Below are 20,475 nucleotides of genomic sequence, written 5' to 3'. Positions count from 1 at the left end.
GACAAAAAGCCAATAACTCCAAAAAAGCCGCGACAACAACTCCTCACCGCCCCCACCTGCAATTATTCACCGCACCCCGGACATTGAAATCATTCGACACGGGAAGCGGCGAAGAGGATCTCGCGCAAGCCGAAGGATGGCACACTCCCACTGAATCCGCTGGCAGGAGCGCTGAATGCACACAGAGAACGCCGAGAAGGGCACCCACCCGAACTCCCATAAGTTAATATCGAGTAAGCAAGGGGCCCGAAAAAATACATGCAAAGGTATGAACCCAGAGATAACCCCTATGCCACTATCTGGAATGCCACTGACCGGGACGACCGTGAGGGAGTTCGTATGATCAAGGGGTACGGTGTGTTCTGCGACGCCGACCGCCACTTCTACGACTCTCCCCACCGTCTCTGGTCGGGCTCCGGCGCCTCCGGGACGGCCGGCGAACGCGACCGGGTCTTCGAGGCGGCCGAGCGTCCGGTGCCCGAAGGATGGCAGAGCCACCGCGCCGGCGACTGGCTGGCACTGCGCCCCGTCGAGCACCACCTGCCGGACCAGGGATGGAAGATCCACGTCTCCGCCTGCCTGGACAACGCGGAACCGGTCCTGGCCCGGGTCTGGGACTACTGCGTGGAACGGGGCGTCTCCTTCAAGTTCGTCCCCACCCGGTACCTGCTGCACAACCGGAACGCCAAGTACGCCGATCGCGGGGCCAGCGGGAAGTTCATCACCGTCTACCCGGCCGACGACGACGAGTGCGCCGCGGTCGCCGCCGGTCTGGACGCACTCGTGGGCGGCGAACCCGGCCCGTACGTCCTCAGCGACGTACGCTGGAACGCGGGCCCGGCCCACCTGCGCTACGGGAGCTTCACCAGACGGCACTGCTACGACGAGCACGGCGAGCCGGTGCCCGCGCTGGAGAACGCCGACGGCGTACTCGTGCCCGACCGGCGCGGCCCGGTCTTCCACACGCCGGGGTGGGTGACCACCCCCGACTTCCTCCGTCCGCGCCTGGAGGCGCGCGGCGCCGTCGACGTCACCGGTCTGCCGTACGACATCGAGCGCGCCCTGCACTTCTCCAACGGCGGAGGCGTCTACGCGGGGCGGGACCGGCGCACCGGTGAGCCCGTGGTGCTCAAGGAGGCCCGGCCGCACGCCGGCCTGGCCGCCGACGGCGCCGACGCGGTACGCCGCCTGGAACAGGAGCGCACCGCCCTGGAGCGCCTCTCCGGACTGGCCTGCACCCCCGAGGTCAAGGACGCCTTCACCCTCGGCGACCACCACTTCCTGGTGATGGAGTACATCCAGGGCAAGCCGTTGAACTCCTTCTTCGCCCACCGCCACCCCCTGGTCGAGGCCGACCCCGCACCGGAGAAGCTGAGGGAGTACGGCCGGTGGGCGATGCGCCTGCACGGCTTGGTGGAGGAGACCATCGAGGCGGTGCACGCGCGCGGCATCGTCTTCAACGACCTGCACCTGTTCAACATCATGGTCTCCGAGGACGAGTCCTCGGTGGTGCTGCTCGACTTCGAGGCCGCCGAAGACGCCGACGCGGGCGGCCGCCAGACGGTCGCCAACCCGGGGTTCGTCGCCCCGCGCGGGCGCCGGGGCTTCGATGTGGACCTGTACGCGCTGGCCTGCCTGCGCATCGCCCTCTTCCTGCCCCTGACCAGTGTGCTGGCCGTGGACCGGAACAAGGTCGGGCACCTGGCCGAGGAGGCCGCGCGTGTCTTCCCCGAGGCCCGGGAGTTCCTCGACCTCGGCATGGCGGAGATCCTGCGCGACCCGGACGGCGGGCCGGGGGCGGGCACGCCCTCGGAGTGGACGCGCCCGGCGGCCGCCGGCGCGCACGACCCCTACCCGCCGGCCGAGCCGGGGGACTGGCCGCGCAGCCGCGACTCGATGGTCCGCGCCATCCTCGTCTCGGCCACCCCTGACCGGGACGACCACTACTTTCCCGGCGACATCGCCCAGTTCTCGACGGCGGGCGGCGGGCTCTCCTTCGGCTACGGCGCCGCCGGGGTGCTCTACGCCCTCGCCGAGAGCGGCGCCGCACGGTGCCCCGAGGCCGAGGAATGGCTGCTGCGGCACAGCAAGGGGCCCGCGTCGGGATCTGCCCTGGGCTTCTTCGACCGAGCGGCCCTCGCCCCAGGGCGCCACCGTCGGGGACGCGATCGCGTCGGGGGCCGAGACCGCTCCGGTCGAACGCGTACGGTCGGCCGCGCGGGCGGCCGGAGCCGACGACTTCGTCCGGGCACTCCCCCGGGGATACGCCACACCGCTGGACGAGGCGCCGCTCTCCGGCGGGGAGCTGCAACGGCTGGGGCTGGCGCGGGCGTTCGCCCACGCGGGACGGCTGATGATCCTGGACGACGCCACCTCCAATCTCGACACAGCGACCGAACGGCAGGTGGACCGGGCGCTGGCGCACGAGGTCCGCCCCGACACCCGCGTCGTCATCGCGCACCGGCTGTCGTCGGCTCTGCGGGCCGACCGGATCCTTGTCCTGGACGGCGCGGGTACGGCGTTCGGCACGCACGAGTCCCTGCTGCGCGACTCCCCGCTCTACCGGGACCTGACGGGGCACTGGAACGCGTCCGGCTGAGCGCCCCGGGGCCGGGGCCCGGGGCGGGGGGCCCGGGGCGGGGGCCCGCACTCGAACCGGCGTCCGCGGTGTCCATGCGCTCCCAGGCGTGCTGGTGCGCCTGGCCCTTGCCGGGGTTCAGGTGCTGCTTCGGGCGTCAGGAGACGCGGACGGTGGTCAGCCGGTCGTGGGCACGCTCCCTCGGTGTCACCGCCTCGAGGTCACAAGGACCCCGCTCCGGGTTCACCCAGGGTGCAGGTGGACGGCGGTCCTGTCCCCCCGGGCTCGCGATGCCTGCCGGATACGCTCACACAGGTCCTCACGTAACCGTCCTGCGGCCTGCTCGGGTGGGCGCCAACCGAAACCGCGTAGTTCCTCGTCTTCAGGGCATGGCCCCCGGGCCGGGTCCGGGGAAGTGTCCACCTCCGGGTCCGAGAGCGGAACCCGGGCCTGTCGGGCGGGGAAGGTCAGCACCGCCTCGTGTGGACTACCGCGGCCAACGCGGGAGAATTCGACCGACGGCCGTGCACCATCTCGCCCGCTGGCCGACCTCACAGGTCACCACCGCAGTGCGATGCGGGGGCACCGAGCGAGGGCAACCTCCCCAGAGAGTGACGGGAGGCGATTCCGGCACACACCCCAGCCTCCATCACACCCGGAGCGAAACACGGTTCCACCTTGTCAGGCGTCACGGATCCGGCGAACGTTCCCGGTCAACCCACCGGAGGCCACCGGCTTCACCTGTCGCTCGCCTCTGCTGGGATGCGGATGGCGAGCAATGCGGCATCGTCGTCATTGGTACCTGGCCGTGCGCGCTCCAGTAGGTGATCAGCGAAGGAATCCAGGGAGCGGTGCGCAAGGGACGCCGCGTGCTGGCGCATGCGTCTCAAGCCCGTGTCCAGTGACTGCCCTCGGGCTTCGACCAGGCCGTCCGTGTAGAACAAGAGCGTCGATCCGGGCGGCAGGACGATGCGCGCATCGGTACGCGGCCGCGACACCCCCGCACCGAGAAGGACCCCGCTTCCCTCTTCGAGGTAGTGGGTTATACCGTCATGATGGATGAGCAGGGGCGGGGGATGGCCGGCGCTCGCCCACAGCAGTTCCCACTGTCCGACCTCGTTGACCTGCAGATGGGCCAGGATGAGGGTGGCCATGAAGACGTCACTGATGTGCTCGAGGGCTTGGTCCAGGCGCTCGATCGTGCGATGAGGGGCTTGCTCCTGGGCCCAGGTATAGGCTCGGAGCATATTGCGAAGCTGAGCCATGCCGGCCGCTGCTTCCAAGTCGTGACCGACGACATCACCGATGACCAGAGCCGTGTCGCCGCAGGGCAGAGGGAACGCGTCGTACCAGTCACCGCCGACGTGTGAGACGTCCGGAGCAGGCAGGTACCGAGCTGTCATCTCCAATCCCGACAGCTGCGGGAGTTGGGGCAACAGGTAGCGTTGCATGGTCTCGGCGACTTGGCGTTGGCGCTGGTAGTGGCGTGCGTTCTCCAGGGCGATGCCGACGCGCCGGGCGATGTCCTCGAGGAGAGCGAGGTCGCTCCGGGCAAAAGGATGATGCGAGCCCACGCGCCCCAGAGTCATAGCGCCCAGCACTTCGCGGGGCCCGCGGATGGGAGCGATGGCCGCGGTGTTGATACCTGTCACCTCGAACAGCTTGCGCTGCTCCACCGCGATACCCGTATCGGGCGGCCCAGAGTAGATTTCACGGTTGACGAGGGTGGAAGCGGCGCCTCGCAAGGCTTTGGACAGGGGCATACTCGAGGTTTCGGGCACCGGAGGCATCGGCCCCTGCAGGTCTTCGCGTACTGTGATTTTCCCGTTATCCGCGTGGGCCACCAGAGAGCGAGAAACCTCGTCGCCCTCGGTGATCAAGTCGATGACCACCCAGTCCGCGAGGCGTGGAAGTATCAATTCCACCACCCGCATCAAAGACTTTTCCGCATCAACGTTGCTGATCAGATGTGCGGTGGTGTCGGCCAGCAGAGCCAGTCGTTCTGTTTCCGAAAGTGTCCGTCGGGAGAAGGCGGACCGCGCGGGATTCCCCTCGTCCTGCTCGGCGGCCTGGAAGACGATCAGCTCGGTGATCTGAGAAGTGTCGGAGGCACAGGGGACAGCGGACCATGCCACAGGAAGAAGCGTGCCGTCGCCTCGCTGGAACCAAGCCTTTCCGGCGCGGGAGAAAGGACTTGACAGCTCCCCATGGGAAACGTCGAGTTTTTTCTTGGCGACCATATTCCCTTGGGCGTTACGGTGCAGCAGTTCCTGGGCGTCGTGCCCGAGCATGTCACTGGCGGAACGGGCCAGCAGCTGCAGAGCAGTGGCGTTGACCGCGACGAGGCGCTCCTTCTCGTCGACGGCGTACACGCCCGCGCTTACGCAGTCCAGCGCATCTTCAAGGAACCGGTGTTGATCTGACACATCGGCCGAATCGCTGCATGTATCAGGATTATCGCTCACAGCGACTCCTTATCTCATGGACCCGCCCGCACACCTGCCCTGGTCGAGGACCGAGCATACCCGGCGCCTACGCCTGCGAAGGGCCACCCTGCGCAGGCAGGGAACCAGAGACACTCATGTCTGTTTCGTGTGCGAGACAAGTCTCACGACGGCCAGTATCCGGGGAGGCTCTGGCGTTCACGGCTCTTCTCCGACACCGGACTACAGCCCCATGAACACCTCAAACAACTTACAACACGACACCCATGTGCAGTGACCTCGGCTCACTTCGGTAGACACGGAGGAGCGTGCGGCGTCGGTCCGCGTACCCTGGTCAACGCCCAGACTCCCGAAGCAGCCGTCGTCGCGGCGACCGGTGACCTGTTCGGACAGGACGTCTCCCCCTGGCACTGGAAACACCCGGCCCCTGTACTGCTCCGGGCAGACCGCGGTGAGCGGCGGCGGTGAGCCCCAGCACGCCGGGGACATGGCGGCGCAGTCGGCGCTGAGCCCAGAGAACCTGAAGGCCGTTCTCGGCGAGGCCGGCACGTCCCTCGCGAACCTCGTCCGGCTCAACGTCTGCGTCACCGGTTTTCCCGAGCAGGGCCAGGAGCAGCCACTGTGTGGGGCAGAGCTGGTCGAGCTACTCCCCCGGCCTTCCTGACGATCACCGAGTGACAAGAGGCATCCCGGCAGTCTCCAGAGACCTCCCCTCTCCACAGAACACAGAAGTCACCAGGAGTCAGGCGGAACCTGGCGCAGGGAAAGAGCCAGCCTGCGTCGTTCTCGATCGACTTCGATGACAGCCACCGAGAGTGCCTCACCGACCCGGGCCACCTCCTCCGGAGCTTTCACCGGCGCTTCCGTCAGCTCTCGCAGATGCACCAGGCCCTCGACACCGTCGGCCACCTCCACGAAGACACCGAACGGCACGAGCTTGGTGACTCGCCCATGAAACACCCGCCCCTCCCGCACACTGTCGGCGAACAGCTGGAACGGGTCGGGCTGCATCGCCTTCAACGACAACCGGGCCTCTCCGTTCGATGTGTCGAAACCGAGGAACTCGCACGAGACACGCTGACCGACCCGAACGATGTCCGAAACCTCGTCGAAGCGCCGCCAGGACAACGCGGCGTAGGAGATGAACCCGACGCCGGGGAAGGCGGGGTGGCCGGTCCTTCGTCCAACGCCACGAACACGCCGAACGACTCGATCGACGCGATCACGCCGGACAGGACCTCACCGCGGCGGAGCCCCTTGAGGAATGTCCACAGTTGCGGGTTCTCCGTGGCGGCCGTCGACAGCCGGATCCGGCCCGCGTCCCGATCGACGGCGATCACCTCAGCAGTGACACGCTGCCCGACCTCCACGGCCCTGGCCGTGGCCGCGAACCGGGTCCAGGAGAGGTCCAACGGCCCGATCACACCCAGCGGGCGTCCAGCAGTTCCGTCCAGGGCCGCTGCCACGGCACCGTCGCGGGTCACCTCGGTGACGGTCCCGACGCAGTGCTCGCCGAGGCGAACCGTTGCCAAGAAAGCCTGATCATCCGACGCTTCGTACATGGCACCACAGCCTGTCAGAGGAAGTCCTGAACGGGCCTGCCGATGCGCTTTCGCACCGCAGCCGTGGCCACTGGACCTGACTCCACGTAGGTGACGGCAACCAGGGTGTGCTCGGGGGCGTCCCACATGGAGACCCCGGTGTTGAGGAGAGACACATGTCCCCTGTCCAGATCGTCCGCACGGTGGCCACCGCCCTGATCGCCGGTGGCGTGACCCTCGGGTTGGTCCCCGGCGGATCGTGCGGAGCGGGGTGGTGGGCCCCGTCCGGCGTCGGCGACTCCTTCGGATGGTTCGCCTATACGGAGATGCCGCCCCCCGCCATGGTGAGCGGTGTGTGCGGGACGGCCATGGCGCCGGTGGGATCGTGGGCGATCGCGTTGGTCGTGGTCGGGGCGACCCTGTTGGCGGGAGTGTGGATCAACACCTCGTACCCGCCCAAGGACATGTCCGAGAAATAGGTGCCCCTCCGCCGTGTGACGGAAGGTGGCACCCGGCTCATGAGGACCTCGCGAGGTGCCATCGGACGCCGCCGGGGGCCGATGTGTGCTCCGCAGTGCAAGGTCCGGTACAGGTGGGCGGGCACCTCGCGGAGCATTTCGCCGTTCCGTGACCCGGAGCCCTGGCCGGACGGGGTACCCTCCGGGAAACCCGGTGAGACGGTGGAATCATGGTGCGGGATCCGGGTCAAGGCGAGCAGCACGGTACCGATAGCACGGAACGGTCAACCCGTGGGTGCAGACAGTGTGGTGCCGTAAAGCGCGGATGCTGTGCGAACGAGCGCTGCGACCGCTTGGGAGCGGCTACCCGGCGGCCAGGCGATCACCGTGGTGACATCCGGTGCGTCGACGACGGGCACCGCGACGTGCTCGGGCCACTGCCAGGCGCGGCTGGAGGCGGGAATGACAAGCAGCGTCTTACCGAGCGCCACGAGCTGGGCGAGCTGTGACTGGGTGCGTACCTCCGGTCCGGGCCCATCCGGATACGACCCGTCGAGCCGCGGCCACCTGGCGATCGGCAGGTCCGGAACGTTCTGAGCCTCCACCAGCGTGATCTGATCGCGTGAGGCGAGCGGGTGGCTTGCCGGAAGGAGCGCGACCTGGCCTTCGACGTAGAGGCCTTCGGTGTCGAACCCGGCGAGGTCGTCGAACGGGTGATGCATGAGTGCCACATCAGCGCGCCCGCTGCGGAGTAGCCCTGCCTGCTCACCGACCTCACACAGAATGACGTCGATCGGCGCGGCATCGGGTGCGGTCGCAACCGCGTCGAGGAGCCGTCGCAGCACTTCGTGGGAAGCTCCGGCCTTCGTCGCGAGCGCCAGCGGCCGTTGGGAGTTCCCGGCGCGTCGCGTCCGGCGAACAGCGGCCTCGACCGTATCGAGGGCCGCTCTGGCCTCTCGGAGCAGCACCGTGCCGGCATAGGTGAGCGCCACGCCGCGTCGGTTCCGATCGAGGAGCCTGACGTCGAGCCGGTGCTCCAACTGGCGGATCGCGCGCGAGAGCGGGGGCTGGGCGATCCCGAGCCGCTCGGCGGCGCGCCCGAAGTGGAGCTCCTCTGCGACGGCGACGAAGTACCGGAGCTCGCGGGTCTCGACATGGTCCACGCCGGCAGCTTAACGGCTTATACCGGATAGGTATCACAGCGGACCAGATCGGTGTTGGACCCCGGGAGCGCAGCCTCCGAGTATGAACACATGAGCGACACGAAGGTAGCGCTGGTCACCGGCGCGAACAAGGGAATCGGTTTCGCCATCGCCCAGGGCCTCGGAGCCGTCGGCTTCAGGGTCGCGGTGGGGGCACGTGACGATGCGCGGCGCGAAGAAGCAGTGGAGCACCTGCAGGCCGCAGGCGTCGACGCGTTCGGGGTCGCCCTCGACGTCACCTCCGACGGCAGCGTCGCCGCAGCGGCGGCAACCATCGAAGGGACGGCGGGACGCCTGGACGTGCTCGTCAACAACGCGGGTATCGCCGGCCGGACCGACGGCGGCAGACAGGATCCGACGACACTCGACCTCGACGTCGTGCGCACCGTCCTCGAGACCAACGTGTTCGGAGTCGTCCGGGTCACCAACGCGGTGCTCCCGCTGCTCCGCCGCTCGGACGCACCGCGCATCGTCAACATGTCGAGCAACATGGGCTCGTTGACGATGCGGACAGGACCGCTACTGGCCGCGTACGCACCGTCGAAGACCATGCTCAACGGCATCACAGCCCAGTACGCCCGCCGGTTCTCCGACACGAACATCATCGTCAACGCCGCCTGCCCCGGCTATGTGGCGACGGACTTCACCGGCTTCAACGCCCCGCGGACTCCCGAGCAGGGGGCCGCGATCGCGATCCGGCTCGCCACCCTGCCGGATGACGGACCGCGCGGCGGGTTCTTCGACGACGAGGGTGTTGTCCCCTGGTGACAACGAGCGGAAGGGGCGGCGGCCGTTCCGTGCCGGGTGTGATGGAAACCCTGGCGCGTGTCGGCACGGGGGTGGATACGAACGGCGACCGCCCCGGCCCGCTCCCAGAGCTTTCAGATGAGCGCTCAGCCGCTTCCAACGGCGTGGATGACATGGGCACCGCTTCCTGGAGGTGCGGGGGTCGGGTCTCCTCTATGTGGCCAGTGGCCCGTGAAGACCTCGCGAGGTGCCATCGGATGCCGCCAACCGCCCATGTGTACTCCGTTTGTGCTCCGCAGTTTCGGACTGGGACGACACCAGGTGGCATCCCTTAGCAAGAAACGACAGCGGTGATCGGGTGGATAGTGACGAAAGGGCACTCTGTGGCGTGTGAAGGCACGAAAGCGCCGGACTTCTCATCCGATGGCTTCGGTCGGCTTCGGGGAAGTTCCATGGTCAGGCTCCGCAGCAGCCAGAGCGGACCGGAGAGCGCCGTCGTCTTCCCCCACTGCGATCCTGACCGTCGTTCACTGCTGACAACTCCCAGGAACGCACACCGATCGTCTTCAGGATGTGTTCGGTCCTCTCGCTCCATACCTGCAAGCCCTCGTTCCTTGGTCGGCCCTCCCCAACATTGCTTGTGACCGAAGCGTCCGACGACCTGTGTCCTGGTCGGCGATTCGCCACTGCTTTCTCCTGCTTCCCGGCCTGCGGCCACACCTGTCCCGGAACGGCACCAAGGTCCCACGGGTTTCCCACCACCAGTCGGGTGCACAATCGGCGACTCACTCCCGGCAGACCACCGCTCGTACCGATGTCCTCAGGCAGCCCTTGCGGGCACGGCGAATGTCGCCAAGCGGCGTCACGGAGGCACCACGACCGTTCCGTCCGCCGACGGCGGGTGCAGGGCCGCCCGCCGTCGCGGATCGCCGTGCACCGCACGGACACGAGTTCGTGCAGGTCACGCAGGTCATGCAGGGGTTGGATCGCTGCCCATATGCCGCGCGGTGAGTGCGAGTCCGGCGATGAGCGCGACCTCGCCCAGGTTGCCCACCACCAGCGGCGCGTGGGGCACCGCCGAGACCGCGAACATGGTCGCGGCGCCCAGCAGCATCCATCCGCTGCGCGCCCGCACCAGCAGCGCCGCACCGACCAGGACCAGCACCACGATGGTCGCCACGGACGGGACCGGCACGGCCGGCTCGGCGGCCGAGTAACGCAGTGCGTCGCCCCCACGGCCCGGCACCAGGGTGAGCCCGACGAGATCGACCACGACACCGTAGACGACCAGCGCGGCCGCCAGCACGGAGAACCCGGCGTGGGCCACCCGTGTGCGCGCCCAGGCGAGCCCGAGGTCGCGGGCCGCCCCGACCGCGAAGACGACCAGGAGCGGAGTGACCAGAGCGTGCACGACGAAGCGCGGCAGGTTCAGTGCGAGCAGGAGGTCACCGGCGCCGAGGGAGGAGCCCAGCGCCACGATCGCGTTGTCGTAGACGAGTCCGGCGGCCACGGCCGCGACCAGCCAGGTGTGCGTGGAGCGCCGTACGAGCGCCAGCCGGACCAGCCAGACGGTCAGGCACAGGTGCGCCAACGCGAACGCGGCGAAAGCGGAAGAGGTCACCGATGGCCCTTCGGCTCGTTTGACGAGATGACAGCCATCCGGGGCTTGCTCTCGGGCCCTGCCCGGGCGGGCCTGCCTCATGCGCGCGTACGCTCCGGGCCTCGGGGCTCGGGGGAAGGGGCGCCGACCGGTCCGTCCGCCCGGGCCCCCCTCACCCGTGCGGCTCGTCCAGCGCCGCCAGGTACCCGGCGAAGGACTCCACGAGGGCGGCGAGCAGGGCCCGCCCCTTGGCGGCCGTGGCCAGTGAGGGACGACCCACCACCCCCGAACCGGTGTAGGGGGCCAGCCCCACGGTGAGCATGTGGTCACGCCCGCCCGTGGTGTGGTCGGCGTTCCCATACCCCGTCCGGACCAGTTCCGGACGGGTGTGCAGGAGCACGGAGGTCTCCAGCTCCCCGGCATGCATGTCGCGGTCGTTGTCGGTGGCCATCCCGGCGGCGACGCGGGCGGCCTCCCAGTCGTGGGGGCCGGGGAAGAGCGCCATGCGCCCGCTCGACTCCTGGACGAGGTTGGCCAGCACGTGGTTGCCGCCGTGGCCGTTGACCAGTACGAGCCCGGTGTCGCCGAGGGAGGCGGCGATGTCCCTGGCGAACGCGTACAGGGTGGGCGCGGAGACGCTCACGGTCCCGGGCCAGGCGGCGTGCTCGTGGGAGCAGCCGACGGTGACCGGCGGCAGCAGGCGCAGCGGGTACGCGTCGGCCAGGTGCCGGGCCAGGTCGCAGGCGATGACGGTGTCGGTGACCAGGGGAAGGTGGGGGCCGTGCTGTTCGAGGCTGCCGACCGGCAGCAGCGCCACCCGGGCGGCCCGTTCCCCCTCCTCCGCGCTGGTCGTCAACGGCAGCAGGGACAGTGTCAGGTCGTCCATGGGCACCAGTATTCCCACGGATCCGGCTTCCGGCCCCTCCGGACGCGGGGCCCTAGCGGTCGAACGATGCCTCGGCCTCGTCCAGGACCTCCTCGACGACCTCCAACAGGTCGCGCGACTCCTCCTCGTCGATCCACGTGTCCAGGCCCACGCGCAGGCCGGCGAGGAAGACGGCGACCAGGAGTCCGGGGCGCGGCCCGCCCGGGCGGGCCCGTCCGGCCAGGGACTCCTCCAGCTCGCGGGCGAGCACGGCGTGGTCGGTGAGCTGCCGGGCCAGGAGCGAGGGGTGCTTGCGGGCCATGCGTGTGCGCAGGGCCCATCCGCGGTCGGGCCAAGGGCTCCAGGACGCGTAGAGGTCCCGTGCACAGGCGCGCAGGGCGGTCCAGGCCCCCTCGTCGGCGGGACGCTCGCGCAGCGCGTCCACCAGGGCACGCGTGTAGAGCCGCTCGCCGTACAGAACGGCGTCTCCCTTGCAGGCGAAGTAGTTGGAGAAGGTCCGCCGGGAGATGTTGGCGGCCTCGGCGATGGCCTCGACGGTGACCTGGTCGAACCCGTGCTCCACGGTGAGCCGCATCGCGGCGGTGTACACCGCTCGCCGGGTTTCGTCCTTTTTGCGTTCCCGGAGTCCCCGTGTCCTGTCCACGGTGTTATTCTACATGGAGTGCAAAAATGCTGACCCTGCATTTTTGCCGCATGTGCATCCTTCCAGCAGTCTCCGCGGCCACCGGTGCCGCGCCTTCCTTCCCGCAGAGGTCAGCCCTTGAGCACTCCACGTCCCCTGCCCGAGACCGGGCGACCGCCGATCCTGCGCTCCCTGAGCGGGCTGCTCACGGTGCTGGGTGTGACCATGCTCAGCAGCACGATCGTGTCGGTCGCCCTACCGCAGATCGTCGGTGCGCTGGAGGGCACCCAGTCGCAGTACACGTGGGTCGTGACCGCGGCGCTGCTGGCCTCCACGGCCTCCACGCCGATCTGGGGCAGGCTCGCCGACCTCTTCGACAAGAAGAGGCTCCTGCAGCTGTCGATCGTGCTGTTCGTCCTCTCCTCACTGCTGTGCGGTTTCGCGCAGACCACCGGCCAGCTGATCGCGTTCCGCGTCGTGCAGGGGCTGGGTATGGGTGCCTCCCAGGTCCTGGTCCAGGTGATCATCGCCTCGCTGGTCAGCCCCAAGGAGCGCGGACGCCTCAACGGCTACATCGGCGCGGTGATGGCCGTGGCGACCGTCGGCGGGCCGCTGATCGGCGGTCTGCTCGCCGACCTGCCCGGCCTGGGATGGCGCTGGTGCTTCCTCATCGGCGTGCCGTTCATGCTCGTCGCCCTGGTGGTGCTCAGCCGCACGCTCAAGCTGCCCGACGTACGCCGCCCCAAGACCAGGGTGGACTACGCGGGCGCCGCGCTCATCGCCTCGGGCGTCAGCCTCCTGCTGCTGTGGGTGACCTTCGTGGACGGCGACTTCGCCTGGATCTCCTGGCAGTCCGGCGCCATGGTCGGAGGAAGCGTCCTGCTGCTCTCCCTGGCCGTGTGGGTGGAGTCGCGCGTGGCACAGCCCGTCGTGCCCCTGCACCTGGTCGTGCGGAGGGAGACGGCCATCGCCATCCTGGCCAGCGCGGCGGTCGGTATGGCGATGTTCGGCGGCGCGGTCTTCCTCGGGCAGTACTTCCAGCTGGCACGCGGGTACTCCCCGACCCAGGCCGGCCTGCTGACAGCCCCGCTCATGCTGGGCACCATGGTCTCGGCGACCGTGTCCGGGCGCATGGTCTCGCGTTCGGGCCGGGTGAAGCCCTACGTGGTCACGGGCATGGTGATGCTGACCCTGGGCTTCCTCCTCCTGTCCACCATCGACGAGGGCACGTCCCTGGCCGTCGTCTGCGGGGGCATGCTGCTGATGGGACTCGGGGTCGGCATGTCCATGCAGAACCTGGTCCTGGTGGTGCAGAACTCCGTCCCACTGCGCGAGATCGGCGCGGCCAGCGGCACGGTGACCTTCTTCCGCACCCTGGGCGGCACCATGGGCGTGTCCGTGCTGGGCGCCTTCCTGGCCAACCGGGTCGCCTCGAACATCAGCGAGGGCGTGGCGGCCGCCGGGATCAGCCCCACGGCCGGGGGCGGGGACGCCGGCACCCTGGACCTGGCGGGCATGCCGCCGTTCCTGCGCGAGATCGTCGAGGGCGCCTACGGCTCGGCCACGGGCGACCTGTTCCTCGTCGCCACGGCGATCGGCGTCTTCGGCCTGGTCACGGCACTGTTCCTGCCGAGGGTCCGGCTGCGCGACAGCGTCGACCTTCCTACGGAGGCCCGACCGCGGGGGTCCGCCGAGAGTGCGAGGACTCCGGAGGCGGAGGCGCCGGTGGAACCGCCCGCCGCATCCGGCAAGGCGGCGAAGGACGTCGGTGCACCGGCCGCCGACTGACCGGATCCGCGCAGGAGGGGCCCTTCCCGGTATCGCCCCCGGGGAGGGCCTCCCCTGTTCCGGGCGCCGGGCGCGAAGCCCGCAGCGGCAGGGGTTCCGGGTTGCGAGCACATGGCGGACACACAAGACTGCGCGTACCGCTTGTTAGGGATTGTCCCCCTTGAGAGGCCCCCCATGACGGACACCCCGATCGACACCGGCGTCGCGCACACCGCACGGGTGTGGAACTACTGGCTCGGCGGCAAGGACAACTATCCCGTCGACCGCGAGGTGGGCGACACCATCAGGGAGCTCATGCCGCAGGTCGTCGAGGCCGCCAGGGGAGACCGCCTCTTCCTGCGCCGCGCGGTCACCCACCTGGTCCGGGAGGAGGGGATCCGCCAGTTCCTCGACATCGGCACCGGGCTGCCCACCGCCGACAACACCCACGAGGTGGCGCGGGCACACGCCCCGGACTCGCGCGTGGTCTACGCCGACAACGACCCCCTGGTGCCGGCCCACGCGCGCGCCCTGCTCGTGGGCACCGACAGGGGGCGGACCCGGTTCGTGGGATCGGACCTGCGCGAGATCGACACGGTGTTGGCGGCCGCCCGCGAGACCCTGGACCTGGACCGCCCCGTGGGCCTGACCCTGCTGGGGACGATGGGCCACTTCGGCGACCTCGACGAGGCCCTGGGCATCGTGCGCACCTACATGGACGCCCCGGCACCGGGCAGTTTCCTGGCCGTGTGCGACGGCGTCTTCGACGGCGCGGAGGCCGTCGCCGACGAGCGCGCCCTGGAGGCTCTGCAGCGCTGGCAGGAGAGCGTCGCCCAGCCCTACCACATGCGCTCGGTGGAGGAGTTCGGCCGGTTCTTCGACGGGTTCGCACTGGTCGATCCGGGGATCGTCTCCGTCACCCGGTGGTGTCCCGAGCCGGTCGAGGCCGGCGCGGTGCGCGACATCCCCCAGTACTGCGGTCTGGCCCGCAAGGCCTGAGCCCGTCCCCGGGCGGGGCGGGTCCTTTCCCGAACCGCCTCGGGCGGAGCGCTCCGCCGTCCGGGCCCGGTCCGGTTCCTCAGGGGCCGTGCCACTGCAGGAGGAGGACGGTGGCGTCGTCCTGGAGCCGTCCTCCGTGGTAGTCCATGACGCTGTGGATGAGGCGCCGCAGGGTCTCCGGCACGGGAAGGCCGCCGGCGTGCTGGCGGATGATGAACTCCAGGAACCGGTCGATACCGAACTCGCGGCCGTTCGCGTTGCGCGCCTCCGTGATGCCGTCCGTGTACAGCAGGACGCGGTCGCCGGGCTGCAGCTGCTCACGGCACGCCGTGACCGGCAGGCCCAGGTCCGAGCCCAGCGGGTGGGAGGGTTCGCACTCCATTCTGCTCACCCACCGGCCCTCCCTGATGACGAAGGGCGGCAGGTGGCCGTGGTTGGTCCAGGTGAGCAGGCCGGTGCGCGTGTCCAGGTCGGCCAGGACCGCGGTGACGTAGCGCGTCTGGGCGAAGAAGCCGTCGCCGGCGGCGAGGTTGTACTTCTGTCCGAACTCGGTAAGCAGGGTGTCCTCGATGCCCGCGGCGACCGCCGGCAGGTCACCGCCCTGGCGGCGGTGGTTGCGGCAGGCCGCCACGGCGAGGTTGGCGGTCAGCCCGGCGGCGGTGTCGTGCCCCATCGCGTCGAAGATGGACACGTGCACGTTCCTGTCCGCCATGCCGTAGTCGAAGGCGTCGCCGTTGACCTGGTAGGCCGGTTCCAGGGCGGCGTCGACGGTCACGTGTTCGTCGGTGTAGGTGCGCGGCGGCATCAGGTTCCACTGCATCTCGGCCGCCACGCTCATGTCCTGGGTCCGGGTCAGCCTGGCGTAGGAGTCGCTGTGGACCCGCTTGCTCACCAACAGCAGCGCGACCAGGGACGCCAGGTTCCACATGAGCCGGTGGATCCGTTCTCCGTCGGTCGAGGTCTCCACCCACAGGAGTCCCACCCGCTCGGTACCGTCCAGCATCGGCACCCACCACTGGTGCCGGTCGTCCTCCTCGGTGGAGGCGCGAAGGACCCTCACGGTCTGGAAGGCGCGTCCCGCCAGCGTCCCCTCGATGCGCAGCGGTGTGCGCTCCCCGCCGGGATCCTGGCCGGCGTCCGCACCGCGCCCGGTCATCAGCACCAGCGCCTCCTGGCGCACGTCGACCACGTAGACCAGGACCCGATGCATCCCGACGGGGGCCGCATGGTCGGCCACGTGACCCGGCAGGTCCTCCATCGCCATCGTGTGGCTGGCGGCGAGCAGACCGCCGAACATCAGCTCCGCGGCGTTGGACTCCTCCATGGCGGGTCCGTCCTCTCCACGGGCGGTTCAGGCCCGGGCCGGTGCGCTGGTCCTGTCACACCAGGTCATAGACGTTTTCCTCGGACATGTCACACACGAACACGGCGGCCGACCGAAGAGCGGCCCCGAAATGACGTGGGCCGGTCCTAGAGTCGGTCCCGTCCTTCCCCGGAATGCGGGGAGATCCCGGTGAGGAGTCGTGTCATGGGTCAGCTTGTCCACTTCGTCCACCAGTCGCTGGACGGCTTCATCGAGGGCCCCGGCGGGGAGTTCGACTGGCCGGAGATGGGGCCCGAGCTGTCGGCCTACTCGCAGAGCCTGAACGACACCGCCGACGCCTTCCTCTACGGCCGCGTCGTGTGGGACATGATGTCCGGATACTGGCCGCGCGCCGAGGAGCTGTCCACCCACGAGCACGACCTGGCCTTCGCGCCGGTCTGGCGGGACAAGCCCAAGGTCGTGGTCTCCCGCACCCTGGAGAGCGCGGACTGGAACACCCGGGTGATCGGGCGGGACGTCCCCGGGCGGATCGCCGCGCTGAAGGAGTCGGGGACGAACCTGGTGCTCTTCGGCGGCTCCGGGTTGGCCGCGACCCTCACAGAACACGGACTGATCGACGAGTACCGGATCGTGGTCCACCCGGTCGTCCTGGGCGGCGGCAGGCCGGTCTTCCAGGAGCCGAAGGAGCGGCTCGGGCTGGAACTCGTCGAATCTCGGGTCTTCGACTCCCGGTCCGTACTGCTGCGCCACCGCCGCGCCTGACGTGCCGCGAGGGGCCGTGCCGCGCGCCCGGGGGTTTCCACCGGCCGGGGTACGGGCAGCCTGCATGCACACGGCGTGTCGGACGCGAAGAGCGCGGCGAGCGGCCGGAGAGCCCGCGGGAACGCGTGGGCACGGCCGTCCGGAAAGAGGGAAGCGAGGGAACGTGACATTGGCGATTCTCGTGGCGATGACGATTGCGGTAGCGGTGTGCGTGGACACCCTTGTTCCCCTGGGGAGCAGGAGCGGCCTGGGAGTGCGCAGGGGGGCGGTGCAGAGGACCGTCGCGGCCCTGTTCGGCCGCCGGCGCGCGGGTGCCCCCGCCGACGACCGGCGGGAGGGCGCGGGAAGCGGCCGGAGCGCGGAGCCGGCAGGGTACGGACTCGCGGTCGCGGCGCCCGGCAGGCACCGCGCCTGGAGCCGGGGCCCCGCACGGACGGGTCGGCCGCGCCGCGCCGCCGTGAGGGCCTCCTCCGTCTGACCGAAGGGCGAACGCGGCCGGTGCTCCTCCTGAGCACCGGCCGCGCTGTTGTCCAGAGCCCCACGGGTTCGGCGCGCAGCCGCCGAACGGTGGTCTCGGACCCGCTTCTCACGGGCGGGGGAGCGACCCAGGACGTCGCGGACGACGGGACCGCCGCCGGGGCGGTCCATCCCCCAGGGGAAAGGGGGCATCGAGGAGCCGCCGGTCCTGGCGGACCTCGGACATCCGGGGAAGGCGGGTCCGGCCCGAGCGCGGACGACGCCGCCCGGTGCGGACCTGCGCGCCATGCCGCCGCCATCGTCGACAGCGCGCCCACCAGCCGCGAGAATTCCGGGAGTCACCACCCGCGTACGGAGAGAAGGTGCTTCGCGGTGCCGTGGTCCACGACTCGCCACGCCGCGTTGGCGGCGCTGGCCCCGATCGTCCTGGTCCCGCTCACCGGCTGCTCGCCCTCCGCGGATCCCGCCGGTCCCGCCGCTTCGCCGCCGTCGGCCGAGGCCGCCGGGACCTCCCGGCCCGCGGAACCTCCCGCCCCCATCCGGATGGACCCCGAGTTCGAGCGCCTCGAAGAGGAGTTCGACGTCCGGCTCGGCGTCCACGCTCTCGACACCGGCACGGACCAGGTGGTCGAGTTCCAGGCCGACGAGCGGTTCGCCTACTGCTCCACCTTCAAGGCCCTGGCCTTCGGTGCCGTGCTCGACCGGACACCGGTCGACGAACTCGACCGGGTCGTCACCTTCTCCGAGGAGGACCTGGTCTTCCACTCCCCCGTCACCCGGGAGCACGTGGCCGACGGCATGACGCTGCGCGAGATCGGCGACGCCGCGCTGCGCCACAGCGACAACACCGCCTCCAACCTGCTCATCGAGGAGCTCGGCGGCCCGGAGGGGCTGGAGGAGGCCCTACGGGGGATCGGCGACGACGTCACCCGTGTGGACCGGGTCGCGCCGGAGATGGCGCAGGCCGTGCCGGGCGACGTCCGCGACACCAGCACCCCGCGCGCGATGACGGCCAGCCTGCGCGCGTTCGCCTTGGACGACGTCCTGCCCGAGGACAGGCGCGGCGTCCTCGTCGACATGATGCGCGCCAACACCACCGGCGACGACCTGATCCGCGCCGGGGCCCCCGAGGGCTGGACGGTCGGGGACAAGACCGGTGCGTGCGGCTACGGCACCCGGCACGACATCGGTGTGCTGTGGCCGCCGGAGGGCGATCCCGTCGTCCTGGCGGTCATGTCCAGCCGCGACGAGGCGGGCGCGCAGTACGACGACGCACTCATCGCGCGGGCCACGGAGTTGGCGGTCGGAGCCCTCGACTAGGTCGTGTTTTTTGCATCATTTTCGGGCTCGCGTCCACCAGGCTGCCTCCCGCCGCACTCGTGAAGCACAACCAGGCTGAACTTCGCACCTCGCCTCGCGAGAGGGGGCCGGGCCCCCGCTGTGCGATCCTGCCGAGCCTGCGAGGCGGCGCACAGGAGGGGCGACGGCCGCTCACCGACCCGAAAGCCTTCGAAAAAACACTCCCCCGACCCCGTAAACCGGCCGCCGCCCGGGCGGCGGCCGGTTTACGGGGTCGGGTCCCGGGTAGCCGCCGCACCCAACGACTGTCCACCGCTCAGGGCGGCGCGAACGCGCCCCCGCCGCTGGTTGGGAGGAAGACCATGAAGGCCGTCGTGTGGCATGGCATTGGCGACATCCGCCTGGAGGACGTGGCAGAACCGAGGATCGAGCACTCCCAGGACGCCATCGTGCAGATCACCACGAGTGCGATCTGCGGCACCGACCTGCACATGATCCGAGGCACCATGCCGGGTATGGTGCCGGGCACCGTCCTCGGTCACGAGGGTGTCGGCGTGGTGACCGAGGTGGGCTCCCAGGTGCGCAACTTCCAGCCGGGCGACCGGGTGGTCATCCCCTCCACCATCGGGTGCGGAACGTGCAGCTACTGCCGGAGCGGCTACTTCGCCCAGTGCGACAACGCCAACCCCGGGGGCAGCCGCGCGGGCACGGCGTTCTTCGGAGGGCCGGAGTCCACCGGTTCCTTCCCCGGCCTCCAGGCCGAACGGGTCCGCGTTCCCTACGCCAACGTGGGACTCGTCAGCGTCCCCGAGCGGGTGAGCGACGAGGAGGCCGTCCTGGTCTCCGACATCTTCCCCACGGCGTGGTTCGGCGCCAAGCTCGCCGAGATCACTCCGGGTGACACCGTCGCGGTGATGGGCTGCGGCCCCGTGGGGCTGTTCGCCGTGCTGAGCGCCTACCTCCAGGGCGCGGGACGCGTACTGGCGGTCGACGGAGTCGGGAGCCGGTTGGAGCAGGCCCGCCTGCTGCACGCCGAGGTGATCGACTACACCAAGGAGGACCCGGTGGCCACCCTCGTGGAGCTCACGGGAGGCATCGGCCCGGACCGCGTGATCGACGCCGTGGGGGTCGACGCGGAACAGCCCAAGCAGGGGCCGGCGGTCCAGGAGGACCTCAAGGAGCAGTTCGCGGCGGAGGTCTCCGAGCTCGTGCCCAAGGCCCGGCCCCAGGGTGACACCTGGGTTCCCGGCGACGCGCCGTCCCAGGCCGCGCGGTGGGCGGTGGACGCGGTCGCCAAGGCGGGGACCCTGTCCGTCATCGGCGTCTATCCGCCGACGATGACGCACTTCCCCATCGGGGCGGCGATGAACAAGAACCTCACCCTGAAGATGGGCAACTGCAACCACCGCACCTACATCCCCGAGCTGCTGGAACTGGTGGCCGGCGGCAGCGTCGACATCACCTCGGTCCTCACCCAGGAGGTGCCCTTCGACGAGGTGGTGAACTCCTACCGCGCCTTCGACCACCGCGAGCCCGGCTGGACCAAGGTGGCCGTGACCACGGCCTGATCCGTCCGCTCCCTGAGGCGGGGAGACAGAGCCGCGTGGCCGGCGTGCGCGCCGAGAGCGGGAAACGGCCGGCGGTGCCCCGCCTTCCAGGGGCGGTAGGGCCGGAAACGGTGATCCGACCGGCGGGGGCCGGGGTAGAGCCCCCGTACGCCCCCCGCCACGCACCGGTGGAGCCCGCAGCGACGCTCCGTCCCATGGGTG

At 70.0% G+C, this 20,475-nt stretch carries 16 protein-coding genes and 1 pseudogene; 10 read left to right on the top strand and 7 right to left on the bottom strand.

All coding sequences use genetic code 11. The features are described 5' to 3' along the window. Positions 1-339: 339 nt before the first annotated feature. A complete protein-coding gene (gene lanKC, locus A6A08_RS29275; protein ID WP_338013143.1) occupies positions 340-3,402 on the top strand; it encodes a class III lanthionine synthetase LanKC in 3,063 nt (1,020 codons plus the stop codon). On the opposite strand, the gene A6A08_RS26000 is transcribed toward lanKC, so the two are convergent. After that, positions 3,316-5,043 carry a SpoIIE family protein phosphatase gene (locus A6A08_RS26000; RefSeq protein WP_073705296.1) on the bottom strand — a complete coding sequence of 576 codons (1,728 nt, stop codon included), beginning with the start codon at positions 5,041-5,043 and terminating at the stop codon, positions 3,316-3,318. The genes lanKC and A6A08_RS26000 overlap by 87 nt on opposite strands. Positions 5,044-5,398: 355 nt before the next feature. Here A6A08_RS26000 and A6A08_RS25995 point away from each other — a divergent pair. Further along, positions 5,399-5,611, top strand: a pseudogene (locus tag A6A08_RS25995) (RidA family protein); the annotation flags it as partial. A 143-nt stretch (positions 5,612-5,754) separates the two neighbouring features. On the opposite strand, the gene A6A08_RS29010 reads toward A6A08_RS25995, so the two are convergent. Beyond that, on the bottom strand, positions 5,755-6,150 hold the full coding sequence (locus A6A08_RS29010) for a S1 RNA-binding domain-containing protein (protein ID WP_242422917.1): 396 nt from the start codon (positions 6,148-6,150) through the stop codon (positions 5,755-5,757). 589 nt (positions 6,151-6,739) lie between these two features. On the opposite strand from A6A08_RS29010, the gene A6A08_RS25985 reads away from it, so the two are divergent. Continuing rightward, entirely contained in the window at positions 6,740-7,042 is a 303-nt protein-coding gene (locus A6A08_RS25985; RefSeq protein ID WP_073705295.1) for a hypothetical protein, read from the top strand. A gap of 263 nt (positions 7,043-7,305) precedes the next feature. Here the strand turns inward: A6A08_RS25985 and A6A08_RS25980 are convergent, their stop codons facing one another. After that, positions 7,306-8,184 (bottom strand): LysR family transcriptional regulator, encoded by an 879-nt coding sequence (locus A6A08_RS25980; protein WP_073705294.1) that lies wholly within the window; start codon positions 8,182-8,184, stop codon positions 7,306-7,308. A 90-nt stretch (positions 8,185-8,274) separates the two neighbouring features. On the opposite strand from A6A08_RS25980, the gene A6A08_RS25975 reads away from it, so the two are divergent. After that, complete coding sequence (locus A6A08_RS25975) at positions 8,275-8,991, top strand: SDR family oxidoreductase (protein WP_073705293.1); 717 nt, start codon at positions 8,275-8,277, stop codon at positions 8,989-8,991. A gap of 949 nt (positions 8,992-9,940) precedes the next feature. Here A6A08_RS25975 and A6A08_RS25970 read toward each other — a convergent pair. The 3 genes from A6A08_RS25970 to A6A08_RS25960 form a co-directional block, all read right to left on the bottom strand. After that, on the bottom strand, positions 9,941-10,591 hold the full coding sequence (locus A6A08_RS25970; RefSeq protein ID WP_073705292.1) for a hypothetical protein: 651 nt from the start codon (positions 10,589-10,591) through the stop codon (positions 9,941-9,943). 151 nt (positions 10,592-10,742) lie between these two features. Next, positions 10,743-11,456, bottom strand: a complete 714-nt coding sequence (locus A6A08_RS25965; RefSeq protein ID WP_073705291.1) for a creatininase family protein — start codon at positions 11,454-11,456, stop codon at positions 10,743-10,745. A gap of 52 nt (positions 11,457-11,508) precedes the next feature. Then, entirely contained in the window at positions 11,509-12,030 is a 522-nt protein-coding gene (locus tag A6A08_RS25960) for a TetR family transcriptional regulator (protein WP_083609307.1), read from the bottom strand. 273 nt (positions 12,031-12,303) lie between these two features. On the opposite strand from A6A08_RS25960, the gene A6A08_RS25955 reads away from it, so the two are divergent. Together A6A08_RS25955 and A6A08_RS25950 are read left to right on the top strand one after the other, a co-directional pair. After that, on the top strand, positions 12,304-13,866 hold the full coding sequence (locus A6A08_RS25955) for an MDR family MFS transporter (protein ID WP_242422931.1): 1,563 nt from the start codon (positions 12,304-12,306) through the stop codon (positions 13,864-13,866). Positions 13,867-14,040: 174 nt separating this feature from the next. Then, on the top strand, positions 14,041-14,844 hold the full coding sequence (locus A6A08_RS25950; protein ID WP_073705288.1) for an SAM-dependent methyltransferase: 804 nt from the start codon (positions 14,041-14,043) through the stop codon (positions 14,842-14,844). A 79-nt stretch (positions 14,845-14,923) separates the two neighbouring features. Here the strand turns inward: A6A08_RS25950 and A6A08_RS25945 are convergent, their stop codons facing one another. Beyond that, positions 14,924-16,168, bottom strand: coding sequence for a PP2C family protein-serine/threonine phosphatase (locus A6A08_RS25945; protein ID WP_199867052.1), 1,245 nt, complete (start codon positions 16,166-16,168; stop codon positions 14,924-14,926). Between the two features lie 204 nt (positions 16,169-16,372). Between A6A08_RS25945 and A6A08_RS25940 the strand changes: the two genes are divergently transcribed. The 4 genes from A6A08_RS25940 (at position 16,373) to A6A08_RS25925 (ending at position 20,274) form a co-directional block, all read left to right on the top strand. Next, complete coding sequence (locus tag A6A08_RS25940) at positions 16,373-16,930, top strand: dihydrofolate reductase family protein (protein ID WP_073705287.1); 558 nt, start codon at positions 16,373-16,375, stop codon at positions 16,928-16,930. Positions 16,931-17,117: 187 nt separating this feature from the next. Further along, a complete protein-coding gene (locus A6A08_RS25935) occupies positions 17,118-17,408 on the top strand; it encodes a hypothetical protein (RefSeq protein WP_242422915.1) in 291 nt (96 codons plus the stop codon). Positions 17,409-17,779: 371 nt separating this feature from the next. Next, positions 17,780-18,727, top strand: a complete 948-nt coding sequence (gene bla, locus A6A08_RS25930; protein WP_073705285.1) for a class A beta-lactamase — start codon at positions 17,780-17,782, stop codon at positions 18,725-18,727. A 341-nt stretch (positions 18,728-19,068) separates the two neighbouring features. Then, entirely contained in the window at positions 19,069-20,274 is a 1,206-nt protein-coding gene (locus A6A08_RS25925) for a zinc-dependent alcohol dehydrogenase (RefSeq protein ID WP_073705284.1), read from the top strand. Positions 20,275-20,475: the final 201 nt, after the last annotated feature.

Source organism: Nocardiopsis sp. TSRI0078, assembly GCF_001905145.1.
GTDB lineage: Bacteria > Actinomycetota > Actinomycetes > Streptosporangiales > Streptosporangiaceae > Nocardiopsis.
This window is presented reverse-complemented; position numbering and strand designations above follow the sequence as displayed.